The 13178-nt window shown below is 43.7% G+C and carries 13 protein-coding genes and 1 other RNA gene; 4 read left to right on the top strand and 10 right to left on the bottom strand.

Translation table 11 applies throughout. The features are described 5' to 3' along the window. Positions 1-19: 19 nt before the first annotated feature. From RBB12_RS11260 to RBB12_RS11240, 5 genes are read right to left on the bottom strand one after another with little or no spacing between them, the layout of a single operon-like run. Positions 20-1150: an iron-containing alcohol dehydrogenase family protein gene (locus RBB12_RS11260; protein ID WP_293285201.1), complete on the bottom strand. Its 1131-nt coding sequence runs from the start codon at positions 1148-1150 to the stop codon at positions 20-22. After that, positions 1151-1855 (bottom strand): HAD family hydrolase, encoded by a 705-nt coding sequence (locus tag RBB12_RS11255; protein ID WP_306014358.1) that lies wholly within the window; start codon positions 1853-1855, stop codon positions 1151-1153. Then, complete coding sequence (gene kdsB, locus RBB12_RS11250) at positions 1846-2559, bottom strand: 3-deoxy-manno-octulosonate cytidylyltransferase (protein WP_293287633.1); 714 nt, start codon at positions 2557-2559, stop codon at positions 1846-1848. Before kdsB ends, RBB12_RS11255 begins: the two co-directional genes overlap by 10 nt. A 41-nt stretch (positions 2560-2600) precedes the next feature. Then, positions 2601-3173 (bottom strand): DUF4126 domain-containing protein, encoded by a 573-nt coding sequence (locus tag RBB12_RS11245; RefSeq protein ID WP_218847547.1) that lies wholly within the window; start codon positions 3171-3173, stop codon positions 2601-2603. A gap of 24 nt (positions 3174-3197) precedes the next feature. Beyond that, the gene (locus tag RBB12_RS11240; RefSeq protein ID WP_306014359.1) at positions 3198-4631 is read right to left on the bottom strand and encodes an ATP-dependent RecD-like DNA helicase; all 1434 of its coding nucleotides are present in this window, start codon (positions 4629-4631) and stop codon (positions 3198-3200) included. A 194-nt stretch (positions 4632-4825) separates the two neighbouring features. On the opposite strand from RBB12_RS11240, the gene RBB12_RS11235 reads away from it, so the two are divergent. From RBB12_RS11235 to RBB12_RS11225, 3 genes are read left to right on the top strand one after another with little or no spacing between them, the layout of a single operon-like run. Next, entirely contained in the window at positions 4826-5476 is a 651-nt protein-coding gene (locus RBB12_RS11235; RefSeq protein ID WP_179385413.1) for a hypothetical protein, read from the top strand. A gap of 38 nt (positions 5477-5514) precedes the next feature. Beyond that, entirely contained in the window at positions 5515-6291 is a 777-nt protein-coding gene (locus RBB12_RS11230) for a DUF3822 family protein (protein WP_409557907.1), read from the top strand. Next, positions 6292-6837 carry an RsmD family RNA methyltransferase gene (locus RBB12_RS11225; protein WP_306014360.1) on the top strand — a complete coding sequence of 182 codons (546 nt, stop codon included), beginning with the start codon at positions 6292-6294 and terminating at the stop codon, positions 6835-6837. On the opposite strand, the gene rnpB is transcribed toward RBB12_RS11225, so the two are convergent. After that, positions 6833-7208, bottom strand: an RNA gene (gene rnpB / locus RBB12_RS11220) — RNase P RNA component class A. The genes RBB12_RS11225 and rnpB overlap by 5 nt on opposite strands. Before the next feature lie 107 nt (positions 7209-7315). Between rnpB and RBB12_RS11215 the strand changes: the two genes are divergently transcribed. Next, positions 7316-9097: a DNA polymerase III subunit gamma/tau gene (locus RBB12_RS11215; protein WP_306014361.1), complete on the top strand. Its 1782-nt coding sequence runs from the start codon at positions 7316-7318 to the stop codon at positions 9095-9097. Here the strand turns inward: RBB12_RS11215 and RBB12_RS11210 are convergent. From RBB12_RS11210 to RBB12_RS11195, 4 genes are read right to left on the bottom strand one after another with little or no spacing between them, the layout of a single operon-like run. Then, positions 9086-9448, bottom strand: coding sequence for a transmembrane 220 family protein (locus RBB12_RS11210; protein WP_306014362.1), 363 nt, complete (start codon positions 9446-9448; stop codon positions 9086-9088). The genes RBB12_RS11215 and RBB12_RS11210 overlap by 12 nt on opposite strands. A gap of 3 nt (positions 9449-9451) precedes the next feature. Continuing rightward, positions 9452-10825, bottom strand: coding sequence for an alkaline phosphatase family protein (locus RBB12_RS11205; protein WP_306014363.1), 1374 nt, complete (start codon positions 10823-10825; stop codon positions 9452-9454). Next, on the bottom strand, positions 10822-12012 hold the full coding sequence (gene eboE / locus RBB12_RS11200) for a metabolite traffic protein EboE (protein WP_306014364.1): 1191 nt from the start codon (positions 12010-12012) through the stop codon (positions 10822-10824). Before eboE ends, RBB12_RS11205 begins: the two co-directional genes overlap by 4 nt. Further along, on the bottom strand, positions 12009-13175 hold the full coding sequence (locus tag RBB12_RS11195; protein ID WP_306014365.1) for a 3-dehydroquinate synthase: 1167 nt from the start codon (positions 13173-13175) through the stop codon (positions 12009-12011). The genes eboE and RBB12_RS11195 overlap by 4 nt, the downstream gene beginning before the upstream one ends. Positions 13176-13178 lie beyond the last annotated feature (3 nt).

The raw sequence follows: 13178 nt of genomic DNA, 5'->3' as shown, positions 1-13178 counted from the left end.
GTTCCTTGTAGAACCAATCCTATATTTTTTCGAACAAGGCCTGAAGTCTTTCGGGCGTCATTTTGGTTTTCCAATCCTTTCCCAATGCATTTTCCCAAAGAGGCTCCAATCCCATCGAAACATTGACCATTACGTCAAAATCGTTTTGGGTCAAATCGGCACAGATACCTTTTGGCAATGTAATCGAATGCTTGTCCATCATTTTTTTGAACAGTGCCACTCCTTCGGGATAAAATTCCTCTAAATGCTGGAACACCAAGCAGTTTCCGATACCATGTTTTACACCCAATAAATAAGATAGGCCATAGCTCATGGCATGTGCCACACCCACTTGTGAATAGGCGATGCTCATTCCACCATGCCAGGAGGCCATCATCAATTTATCGCGGGATTCCTCCGGAGGTAAATCCTCCAAAAAGACTTCCTTGCACAATTCCAGCGCCTTTTCACCGTAACTCTGGCTAAAAGCGTTCAAATAAGTGCCTGTTAACGATTCCACGCAATGGATATAGCAGTCCATTCCCGTGTAGAACCATTGCTCCTTGGGCACGGTTTCACTAAAATCTGGATCTAACAGCACTTGATCGAAGGGGGTAAAATCGGAATTGATTCCCAACTTTTTTTCTGGACCCAAGAGTACCGTGGTCCGTGAAACCTCTGCCCCAGTTCCGCTAATCGTAGGAATACCGACATGATACAGTGCTGGCTTGTTCACCAAGTCCCACCCTTGATAGTCCTTGGCCAATCCTTTGTTGTTCAGCAATATGGATACGGCCTTGGCCAGATCGAGCAGGGTGCCCCCACCGATTCCAATGATACCTGAGGGCATTTCCTTGTACTTTTCACGTATTTGGGCAACCAAAGCATCTACTTGGGCCGTTTTGGGTTCTTCTTCGGCCGAGATGAATATGATTTCGTCATTGAACATAAGGGGCACTTTGGCCATGAACTCGGTGTTCTCAAAAAAATCATCCACCAAAAATATAAAGGGTGCCTCCGAACTTTTTCGTTGGGGCAATAAAATGTCGCCCAATTGCGAAAAACATCCCGCCCCAAAAATGACCCTGGGAACCATGGGAAAATTTTTATAGGCCGTTCTGTGGGTTGAGGCTATTTCTTCTTGCTTCTTCAAATTATTCGCTGTCTTCATTTAGTTGTCCAAATACTTCAAAACATCCTTTAGACGGTTCAATTTCAAGTGGTTGTTGACCATTTCATCTTCCGATACCATCTCGTGGGCCCAAGTGGTATGAAAGGGCACATGAACCGCTTGCGCTCCAATATTCAAGATAGGCAATACATCCGACTTTAAGGAGTTTCCTATCATCAAAAATTCCTTGACATGGATATTCAAGTGGTCCAACAGATTCTTGTAATTGCTTTCCTTTTTATCGCTCAACACCTCCACATGATGAAAATATTGGGAAAGTCCCGATCTTTCCAACTTTCGTTCCTGATCTAAAAGATCGCCTTTGGTAAGTACGATCAATCTGTATTTTCCCGATAGTTTGGCAAGTACTTCCTCCACCCCATCGAGCAGTTCCACGGGATGCGAAATCATTTTTTTGCCTAGCTCCAAGATTTGGGCAATGGTCTCTTGCGGGACCTTGTTGTTGGAAAGATCCAATGCGGATTCTATCATGGAAAGCATAAACCCCTTGATGCCGTAACCGTAGCTGTCCAAATTGGCCATTTCCATTTTAAAGAGCTCTTGGTCTATTTTGTTCTTGGTTTCGTAGCCTTCCAAAAGTTCCGCAAACTTTTCTTCGGTATCCCTAAAATAGGTCTCGTTGACCCAAAGGGTATCATCGGCATCAAAACCAATGGTTTTTATATTGCTGAAATCTACTTCCATACTTTTCGTGCACGTTCCAAGTCTTCAGGCGTATCAATTTCGATACCGGTGACATGGGTCTCTACCATTTTTATTTTTTTGCCATATTCCAAAAAACGAATGGCCTCTATTTTTTCCTTGGCTTCCAAAGGCAACATGGGCAACTTTTGAAAATCCATCAGCGCTCTTTTTCTGAATACGTAGACGCCTTTATGTTTGTAATAGGTGGCATCCACTTTCTCATCCCGAGGATAGGGAATCGGGGAACGCGAGAAATACAGGGCAAACCCCTGATTATCCACAACGACCTTTACCGTATTGGGGTTGGATATTTCGTCCCAATCGGTAATGGGTGTCATCAACGAACCCAGGTCAATTTCCTGCTCAGTATCATTTTTAAACACTTTGATGATTTTTCCCAAACTATCTGCATCGATAAAAGGCTCATCACCTTGCACATTGATGACCACATCCACATCCATATCTTCTACGGCTTCGGCAATTCTATCGCTACCACTTTCATGTGCTTTTTTGCTCATGATGACCTTTCCGCCAATAGCTTCAATGACTTCGGCAATGATGGGGCTATCGGTCACTACAAATACATCGTCGAACAGTCCGGTATGGACCGCCGCTTCATAGGTTCTTACAATGACAGGCTTCCCACCGAGATCCTGCATCAATTTGGCAGGAAAGCGCGAGGCTTGATAGCGAGCGGGAATCATGGATATTATCTTCACTTTTAGGTTTTTGGTTTGAACAACGGTTATTTGGCTCTGGGCCGTATTTTTCGGTAAATCCTGAAGATGATTAGCAAAATAATGATGACCAATATCGCAGCAATGGGCGGCACTAATATCGAGGCGGTGCTCACGGCAACGGCCGCTCCCGTTTCAACGGTCGATACCAATGGGTTGGCCAATCCACCCGTGGTCCCTGTTGAAGCCAACCTGCCCGTGGCATTGGCTCCTTTGATGGCCGTAGCGGTTCCGCCCCCTGCAATGATGGCCAAAGACCAAGTGATCACCGGATCCATATTGCTTGCGGTGCTTACCACGGCAGCAGTGCCAGCTATCCCGGCCAAAGGCAGGGCTATGGTATCCAAGGCATTGTCGACCCATGGGATAAAATAGGCAAATATCTCGACCACTGTGGCAATACCCAAGGTAATGAGCGCGGTTAGACTCCCAATCCATTGCCAGTTATCGTTGAGTTCCCACACCCCTAAATAAGCCGCAAAACTAAGGGCAAAAAGGGGCAAAAACACACGAAAACCGGCGGAGGCCGCCAATCCTATCCCTAAAAACAAACTTATTATGGTATCTGGTTCAATGTTCATGCCGATGTCTAAATTAGCCTTTTCCTAGCCAAGAAAAAAATCATCCTTAAAACCTATTAAATAGAGTTGACGCTCGGCCCTTGTAACGGCGGTGTACAACCACCTCAGGTAATCCTTGTCCACCCCATTGGGCAAATATGGTTGTTCCACGAACACTGTATCCCACTGGCCGCCTTGGGACTTATGGCAGGTAATGGCATAGGAGAATTTTACCTGCAAGGCATTGAAGAACTTGTTGTTTTTGACACCTAAAAACTTGCGGTATTTGGTTTTTTCATGGGCATAGTCCTTCATCACCTCTTGGTACAGCTTATTTCCGTCCTCATAGGAAAGCGATGGTGTTTCCGCCGTGATGGTATCCAATAGTAGAACCGTCTCAAAGGGCCTTTGATTGGGATAATCCACCATTTTTACCTTTACCTCGGCAAACTTGAAGCCATACAATTCCTTGATGGCAAACAGTTCGAGCACCTCTATAATATCACCATTGGCAATAAACCCCGCCTCGGAATTGGGCTTTAGCCAGAAGTAGTTGTTCTTGACCACCATCATATAATCACCTACGGCAATTTCATTTTCCAAAAAAAGGATACGTTCACGAATATTTTGATTGTACAGGTTGGCCCTCTTGTTGGAACGTACAATAATGGCTGTTTGTTCCTTGCCGTTTTCACTATAGGACGAATCAATCGCCTCTTGGATTTCGTTGCCATCGATAAGCCTAACGATATCGGTAAAAGGGCTGAGTTCAAACTTAAACTCCTCAAAAAACTCGGATTGCAATTGCTCACGGAGGTTCGTGGCATTGTGAAGGATACCGGAATCGCCCGATTGTCGCATGACCTCATCGAGTTCCAAACATTCGACATCCTTATTATAGTGTAAGGATAAGCGGCCCTCATCCAACGCAGGACTGAGTTCCAGCTTTACGGGAGGTAACTGTGCAGTATCCCCGATCAATATCAATTTACAGTTATGTCCCGAATGCACATACTGCATCAAATCATCCAAAAGCGAACCGTTTTCGAACAATTTGGAATCCGCTGGGGTATCAGGAATCATGGATGCTTCATCCACAATAAAAATGGTATTGCGATGTTTGTTCGGAGCCAACACAAATTGGATACCTCCGCCTGACTGCTTTTTGGGAAAATATATCTTTTTATGGATGGTAAAGGCCTTGTTTCCGGAATAAACGGACATCACTTTGGCCGCCCTCCCCGTCGGGGCCATCAATACCGCACTCATTTTCACCTTCCATAAACTGCTCACCAGAGTAGCCACCAGTGTCGTTTTTCCCGTTCCTGCAAATCCTTTTAAAAGGAACAGTCTGTCCTTTTGTTTTCCTAAAACAAAGTTAGCCAGCTTATTAAGGGCTACATCCTGTTTTAAGGTAGGTGAATGGGGAAATTTCTCGGTTAAAATTTTTAAAAATGTAGGTACGGTAGCATCATTCATGGAGCCTAAATATAGTGGTCTTTTTTAAAGCAAAAAGTTTCCCAATAAAAAAAATATTGTAGATTTGTCTTTAACCACTAAATTAACTTTGAAAGACAGTATCAGATATGTTAAACTTAATTCTTATTGTTGTTTTAATATGCCTTGTGACCGTAGGGCTTGTTTTCTTGATCGATAGATTTTTACCTCAAAAAGTGAAGCCTGTACTGGTGATTCTCTTTGGAATTTTGAGCATTTTCCTAGGATACAAAATATACGATTCCATTAATGCTCCCATCGAATTTAACAAGGTAAGAAACGAAAGATTTGCCAAGGTAATCAACAAACTAAAGGACATCCGGGATTCTCAGGAAGCCTACAAAACGGTGAACGGAAAATACGCCAACGATTTTGAAAGCTTAATCAAATTTATCGACACCGGAAATTATACCATCACCACGCAACGTGATTCCTCTTTTATGAGATACGACCGAGTGTACCAAATTGAGATGCAACAAGACACTGTCATCATCGATACCTTGGGCACAGTTAAGGTTAAGGATTCACTTTTTGGTGCGGACGACCGTTACAAAACCATGATGAACGTACCTTACGCCCAGAACGATGAGAAGTTTGAAATGAAGGCGGACATCATCGATAAAAGTGGCTATAAGGCCCCTGTATTCGAAGCCAAAGTAAAAAAGAACGTAGTGCTTTACGATCAACCACAAGACTTGGTGGAAAAAGAAAACTCTTACCAAAGTGTGGAAGAGGTAAATGGCACGGAAATCAAAGTTGGCTCATTGACCGATGTTAGCACCAACGGTAACTGGCCACCTGTTTACGACAGGAAAAAGAACAACTAGCTATAGTACAGAACACCACAAATAGCACTCATAGAAAATTGTCCATTCAAGCTGGCTTGAATGGACTTTCTTTTTGTGTACTGGATACTGTATCCCATAAAATCCTTGCCTTTGAACGGGTAGACTTCAAATCGCAGCTTACCCCCTATCTTATGCTCAAGGAACTCAAGGAAAAATTGGGCAAACAAGGCGAGGTGGGCCATAACTTTTCCGAAGTAATGGTGATTCACAAAAACAACCTTTTCGGACTTGTACCCAAACCGCTTTTTAATAAAGACGAGCTCCCCAACTATCTCAAGTTCAACACCAAGATCATGGCGAACGATTTAATCGCCTATGATGAGATACCCAATCAAGACATTGTCAATGTATACGTGCCCTATACCAATGTCAACAATTATATTTTTGACCTTTTCGGAGAATTTGAGTTCAAACATAGTGGCACCGTCCTTATCAACACCCTTTTGAACCAAAACAGAACGACAACCGAACCCATTTGTTACGTTCAGGTTTCCAAAGGAGAAATGGAAATGGTGGTAATTTCCGATAAAAAACTGCTCTTCTACAACCAATTTGAATACAAGACCAAAGAGGATTTTCTGTACTACCTGTTATTCAGTTTGGAACAATTGCAGATAGACCTTGAACGAGTACAGCTCAAACTCTTTGGTGCCGTTGAAGAAGGTGACCCTATCTATGATATCTGCTACCAATACATCAAAAACGTTTCCGTATTTGTCCCGAGCAATCCGTCCTTTCCTTTGGAACAACTGGAAAACGAAAGCATCGATTTTTCCATTTTAAGCTCGCTCTAAATGCGCATCATTTCTGGAAAATACAAGGGAAAGCGGTTGACCGCACCAAAAAAATTGCCCGTCCGGCCAACCACCGACATGGCCAAAGAAGCCCTGTTCAATATATTGAACAATCGGTTTTATTTTGATGAACTCAAGGTGCTGGACCTATTTTCGGGCACGGGAAACATTAGTTTTGAATTTGCTTCAAGGGGGACGGAACAGATTACGGCCGTTGATAGTTTTCAAGGTTGTGTGCAGTACATCTCCAAAACCGCCAATGAACTGGGTTTTTCCATTAATACCGTTAAATCGGATGTTTACAAATTTCTGGAGGGGACATCGGAACCATTTGACCTCATTTTTGCTGACCCACCCTATGATTTTGATACAGAACAATTTTTGAAAATCGCAGATTTGGTTTTCGCAGAGCACCTTTTGCTACCAGATGGAGTTTTGATCATTGAACATTCCGACCAAACCGACCTTTCGGGGCACCCTAAGTTTTCCGAGCAGCGAAAATATGGGGGAAGCATTTTCAGTTTTTTCGAAGAAAAAGAAGAATAAAAGCAGGCCATAAGCCGGATTCTGTGCATCCCAAATTAACTTTGGGAGTCCTTATCATTTATCTAGACAAATGGTTGCCCAAGTGTTCCAACCGCCTACCCTCCAACTCGGGCGTGCAGCCCTCAAACATTGGTTTACATGACGTTTCACCGCATAGAGTTTACCTGATTTCACTACAGCCGAACTGTACTTGCTTTCTGTTGCACTGGTCCTCGCCTTTCGGCGGACGGGCGTTACCCGCTATGCCGCACTACGGTGTCCGGACTTTCCTCCTTGTCCCAGACTTGATCTGGGACCTCCAAGGGAATCGGTGTGATTCCCATGAAGGCACTGAAACAAGTTCAGTACACGGCGATAAGGTGGCCTGCTGGCTGCAAAGGTAATCCAATTGTTAATAAAAAAAGAGGGAACTCTTCACTTGCGACAAACTTTAGCCATTGCTATTTTTATATTTGTATGAAATCTATTTTTCCCAGCATTGGAACCATTTATTGTATCGGCTAGAAAATATAGACCCCAGACGTTTAAGGATGTTGTGGGCCAACAGTCCATAACCAACACCTTAATGAATGCCATTGAGAACAATCATTTGGCACAGGCGCTCTTGTTCTGTGGCCCGAGGGGCGTTGGTAAAACAACTTGTGCCCGAATCTTGGCCAAAAAAATAAATCAAGATGGTACCGAAAGGGAAGATGAGGATTTCGCCTTCAATATTTTTGAGCTCGATGCGGCTTCCAATAATTCTGTGGATGATATCCGAAGCCTTATAGACCAGGTGCGTATTCCTCCACAGACGGGCAAATACAAAGTGTACATCATCGACGAGGTACACATGCTCTCCCAATCGGCCTTCAACGCTTTTTTGAAAACCTTGGAGGAGCCACCAAAGCATGCCATTTTTATTTTGGCGACCACGGAAAAGCACAAGATCATTCCAACTATCCTTTCGCGTTGTCAAATTTTTGACTTTAAGCGTATCACCGTTAAGGATGCCACTGAATATTTAAAGTACATTGCGGAACAGCAAGGCATTGATGCCGAAGAAAGCGCACTGCACATCATAGCGCAAAAAGCGGACGGTGCCATGCGCGATGCCCTTTCCATTTTTGATCGCGTAGTAAGTTTTTCTGGGAAAGAACTCACCAGAAAGGCCGTTACGGAAAACCTGAATGTGCTGGATTACGACATCTACTTTTCCGCCACGGATTTGATCCTGGACAACAACATTCCTGAACTTTTGGTCCTGTTCAATAAAACATTGTCCCTTGGTTTTGACGGTCATCACTTTATAACCGGTCTGGCCTCCCATTTCAGGGATTTGATGGTGTGCCAGCACAAAGATACCTTAAGTTTATTGGAAGTAGGTGAAGATGTGGTGGGTCAATATCAAGAGCAATCCAAAAAGGCATCCAAAGCGTTTTTGTTGAAAGCTCTAGATATGGCCAACGAGTGCGATTTGCAATACAAGACCAGTAAAAACCAACGTCTGCTGGTAGAACTCACACTCATGAAGCTAGCGTCCATCACTTTCGATGGAGAAAAAAAAAACTCTAATTTCTTAATACCCGCTTCGCATTTCAAGGAGACAAAAATCGTTTCAAACGGTATCAAAGTCCCAGAAACCCATTCACCTGAAACTCCTTCAAAAAAGACACCAATAGAACAGGCGACCATGGCATCAACCCAAGAGATGGTGCCCAAGGTGGATGATGCACCAGATGAAAACGAAGTTGAAAAAGAACTGGTCAGCGAACCCGAAAAAAGCTATCAACCCAAAAAGATAGCCATAAAAGGTGCTGAAAAAAGGGTATCGGGTCTATCCCTATCCAGCATCAAGGTCAAAAAAGAGCATCAAAACAACAAAGCACCCAGTGTTGACGAAAAGGACCTTCCCAAGGATACTTTTGAGGAAAAGGAAATGCAAGAACATTGGGATGATTTTGTCCACCAATTGGAGCAACAAGGCAGAAAAATACTGGCAAGCAATTTACAGACCGATGTGCCCAAACTCAAGAATGAAAGTACCATTTGGATAGAACTTCCCAATGGCACCATGAAAAAGGAGATAGAGCGGGAACAAAGTTTGATGCTGGATTACCTTAAGCAAAAGTTGAACAACTACTCCATCTCGTTACATATTACGGTAAACGAAGAAGTTGCCAAAAAGTTTGCCTTTACCCCTCAAGAAAAGTATGAAAAGTTACGGGAGAAAAACCCAAACTTGGATTTGCTCCGGAAAGAGTTTGACCTAGATTTTTGATCGGTTGATAACACGGGTCCTAAAACCATAGACCAACATCACAATTCCCGCAATCAAAGACCCCAAGGACTCACGGCCCTCCTCGATATTCACGGTTTTCATCCCATGGTCCAACTGAACTCCTTCCCAGGTTTCCGGCCAATATAGAATGAAAAGCATGATGAAGAATCCCGAAAGAAAAAAGTAGATACCAGACTTCAGCTTTTTCAACAAGAAAAGTACTGAGGCCAGTGCTGCTGCAAAATAAATTAAGATCCATTTTACAGCGTCAGGGTCATTAAACTGAACAGCTATCGCGTATCCAAACAACAGCGTGAAGACAACAGCAAAAATTTTAAAAAAGGTTTCCATTATTTATTGAGTTATGTGGTTTTTCAGTACTTCATAAACATCGGTGGCCAATAATTCCGCTTTGGGCAAATGGTCTTGGGCATTGGTAGCCAAGATAGGCCAATCTTGTTTATCCTCTGGGATTCTACCATGCGAGCCTTTGACCAACTCAGCTTTTAGGGGAATTACATCCATCACCGTTCTAAAGCCCAATTTCTTTTTAAGGAGTTTCCAGATCACTTTGGGCATCACAAAGGGGTCCGAAGGGTCGGTGAACATTTCAACGGGGTCGTAGCCCGGCTTTTTATGGATATCTACCATTCGGGCATAATCAGGTGCTACGGCATCATCCTCCCAAAAATAATAGGTAAACCAACTATCCTTATCCGCAACAAGGACGAAATCCCCGGCCCGATCATGGTTAAGCTGATGTGACTCCAGTTCATTTTTCGGAATGACCTTTTCCACACCGGGTATGGTCTTTAAATAGGTGTGCAATGCTTCATAATCGACAGCTTTCTTGGCATACACATGGGCCACTTGATGGTCGGCAACGGCAAAGGCTTTACTCGCACCGGCATCCAAGAGTTCCAATCCCCTTTCCATCCGAATACCCAAATACCCCTTTTTCCTAAGGTAACGGTTAATGTGGATGGGATTGGACACATCGGTGATACCATACTCGGACAATAGCACCACATGGGCAGACTTTGCCTCGTAATACTGCACCAAATCCTTGACAACGGCATCAATCTCCCTTAAATCCTTTTGTAGGATATCAAAGTTGATTCCATGGCGTTGCGTATTGTAATCCAAGTGGGGCAAATACACCAAGGTCAGGGTGGGGTCATGCTCACGATCCATTTCCATGGTGGCATCAGCAATCCATCTACTCGATGCAATGGAGGTTTTGGGTCCCCAGAACTTGAACAAGGGAAACGTACCCAATTTAGCTTGAAGCTTATCGCGCAGTTCAGCAGGATAGGTATAAATATCCGGAATCTTTCTGCCATCCGCCAAGTAATTGGGGCGGGGGGTGGCGCTAAAATCCACTGTACTGTACATATTGTACCACCAAAACATATTGGCACAGGTAAAATTGGCATCCAATGTCTTTAGTTCGTCCCAAATTTTTGGGGATTGCACCAAAGGATTTCCCTGTCTCCAAAATTTCACTTCCAGTTCATCCTTAAAAAACCATCCATTCCCAACAATACCGTGTTCGGATGGCCATTTTCCCGTGAGATAGGTGCTTTGGGCAGAGCAAGTAACGGCAGGCAATACGGGCTGTACCACACTGCTTTTGCCTTTTTCCAAGAATGATTTGATGAAAGGGGTATGCCCTCCTATCAATCTATGGGTCAATCCTACAATATTGATCACTACGGTCTTCTTCATTCCAATCTTGATTTCATCCAATTCAGTTCCCGCGCTATGGATTCTGTAATCGGCATTTTAAGGTCCTTGGGCAAAACATCCCAAGTGTAGGTTTCCACTTCGATATGTTGGCTCACCAAATGACTTTTCAAATAAGCCAATACGCCCTCAATCTGGTCTTGTGTGGATTGGAGCAAACCGTAATCCTTTAAAAAAATAGGCACGTGAAAGTGCGAGCGCAATTCGGTAAATGGTGCCCTCTTTTCCAAAATCACGGGTAAATCGTTGTATGTTTTCACCTTGCCATTGACCTTTTGGGTTACCTGATGTAGATAAACGGGTTCATTGAACTTTGCCAAAGTATTCCAAATGTCATCCACTTTATCTTGGTCGTATATAATTTTTAGGGCGGCACTCACCTGAATCTTACCAACCTTGATTTCCGATTGCTTCAACTTTTCAAAGGTCCAATTTGGGGCTTCATAAGCCAATGCGAAATGACAAACATCATAACACACCGTGATATAACGCTTGAGCAACTCGGTTATCTTTTCGGGATTGAATTGGTATTCCCCAAAAGCTTTAATAGCCGTAGGGACTAGGTATTCCGCATAAAAATCGAGTACCTCTTGCGTATTTTCCAAAAAACCATCGGGTTCGGGCTCCACATCCAAATGCATATACCTGCCCGAAGCTTTCTCCATTTGATACAGCTCAACAGCTACGCGGACCATATTTTTGGCCCCACTGGTCAATGCTTTTCGCTTATCCTCTTCCGAATCGAACCAATGCTTGTAGGAAACCGGGGAAGTGGAAATACCACATTCCATACCTTCGGGCGCCAAAACATCCAATTGTTTGAACAACCTCAGGGTATACTCCAAACGTTCGTGTGTGGTCCAATCCGGTACATGCACTTGATCCTTGACGGGTTCGCCATGAAAATTTCCATAGGGAAAACCGTTCATGGTGAATACGTAGCAATCTTCCTTATCCAACCATTCCTTAAATTCCTTGAGCTTCCCTTGGTCGAGTTCCAAACTGGCAGTGTTTCCCAAACGAAGTCCCAATCCAAAGGGTTTATCCGGACAAACAGCATTCTTTATTTGGGGTACATTTTCCTTTAAGCTTCTAAATGTTTCTTCCCAATTCCCACCAGCATGGATATTGGTGCAATAGGTAAGGTGATATTTTTCATTGATTTTCATAGGGAACTTTCCGGTTTGCGCACAAAGCTTCGGATAGCCTGTTCCATTAGGGTGTAGTCAATTTGATGTACATCGGTCTTTGTTCCGATTTTAGGAATCAAGGGGATGGTTAGCTTACCACCCAAATGTTCCCTAAATTCTTCGATTCCATGGAGCACTTCCTCGATCTTTTGATCGCTTTCAAAAGGCATTTCGAGTTGGAACCCCACTTTTTTGATAACGTTCAACACTCGGTCCAAATCATCTTCCAAAATCCCGATTAGACTGGCATATACCATATCTATGGCCATACCCAAGGCAACGGCCTCACCGTGTCGAAGTTGATAATCGGTCATATATTCCATTTTATGGGCGGACCAATGACCAAAATCCAAGGGTCTTGACGAACCACTTTCGAAAGGATCACCCCCTTTGGAAATATGTTCCATATGCAGCTCGGCGCAGCGATGGATAAGATAGGCCATGACCTCCATATCCCTGTTGGCCAAAGCTTGGGCATTGTTTTCAATGTATTCAAAAAATGCCTTGTCCTTGATCAACGCCACTTTAATGGCTTCTGCGATTCCGGCCACCCAATCCCTTTGCTCCAGGGTTTTTAAAAATTCCAGATCGTTGATAATCGCGTAGGGCACGGAAAACGTCCCCAAAAAGTTTTTCTTCGCAAAGGCGTTCACACTGTTCTTGACTCCCACAGCGGCATCATTCTGGGCCAAAACGGTCGTGGGTACCCTAATGAGCTGCACCCCTCGGTGCGCGATAGTAGCCGCATAACCCACCATATCAACCACAGCTCCGCCACCTATGGCTACCACAAATGAATGCCGGCAAATGGCATTCTCATTAATGGCGGTAAGGCACCTATCCACACTCGTTTGGTCTTTTTTACTTTGCTCACCTCCCGGCACTACAACTAATTCCGTGTACTTTATTTGATGTTTGTATTGCTCGCAATACTGTTTGATGTGGGTCTCCAACATTGGGTGACAGTCCATGACCCCTTGATCGACGATAAATAGACATTTGATCGGCTCATTAGGTCTATATTCCGACAGTACATTTTTGAACAAAGGGTTCTCCACGGCAAATAGTTGCTGGGTAAAAAGCAATTGATAATCATACCTTACTTGAAACGCCTGGCGTATGGGAGGTAAGTTTGTATTCATAAA

It is taken from the genome of Allomuricauda sp. MMSF_3307 (assembly GCF_030733585.1).
Classification (GTDB): Bacteria; Bacteroidota; Bacteroidia; order Flavobacteriales; family Flavobacteriaceae; genus Flagellimonas.
The sequence above is the reverse complement of the archived record's forward strand: the minus strand, read 5'-3'. Positions and strand labels throughout refer to the sequence as shown.

Bases quoted from the DNA above. Each gene is read 5' to 3' on its own strand.
- RBB12_RS11245 (WP_218847547.1), bottom strand. From the start codon at position 3,173: ATGAACATTGAACCAGATACCATAATAAGTTTGTTTTTAGGGATAGGA.
- kdsB (WP_293287633.1), bottom strand. From the start codon at position 2,559: ATGATTCCCGCTCGCTATCAAGCCTCGCGCTTTCCTGCCAAATTGATG.
- RBB12_RS11205 (WP_306014363.1), bottom strand. From the start codon at position 10,825: ATGAAGAAGACCGTAGTGATCAATATTGTAGGATTGACCCATAGATTG.
- RBB12_RS11255 (WP_306014358.1), bottom strand. From the start codon at position 1,855: ATGGAAGTAGATTTCAGCAATATAAAAACCATTGGTTTTGATGCCGAT.
- RBB12_RS11210 (WP_306014362.1), bottom strand. From the start codon at position 9,448: ATGGAAACCTTTTTTAAAATTTTTGCTGTTGTCTTCACGCTGTTGTTT.
- RBB12_RS11240 (WP_306014359.1), bottom strand. From the start codon at position 4,631: ATGAATGATGCTACCGTACCTACATTTTTAAAAATTTTAACCGAGAAA.
- RBB12_RS11260 (WP_293285201.1), bottom strand. From the start codon at position 1,150: ATGAAGACAGCGAATAATTTGAAGAAGCAAGAAGAAATAGCCTCAACC.
- eboE (WP_306014364.1), bottom strand. From the start codon at position 12,012: ATGAAAATCAATGAAAAATATCACCTTACCTATTGCACCAATATCCAT.
- RBB12_RS11225 (WP_306014360.1), top strand. From the start codon at position 6,292: ATGCGCATCATTTCTGGAAAATACAAGGGAAAGCGGTTGACCGCACCA.
- RBB12_RS11195 (WP_306014365.1), bottom strand. From the start codon at position 13,175: ATGAATACAAACTTACCTCCCATACGCCAGGCGTTTCAAGTAAGGTAT.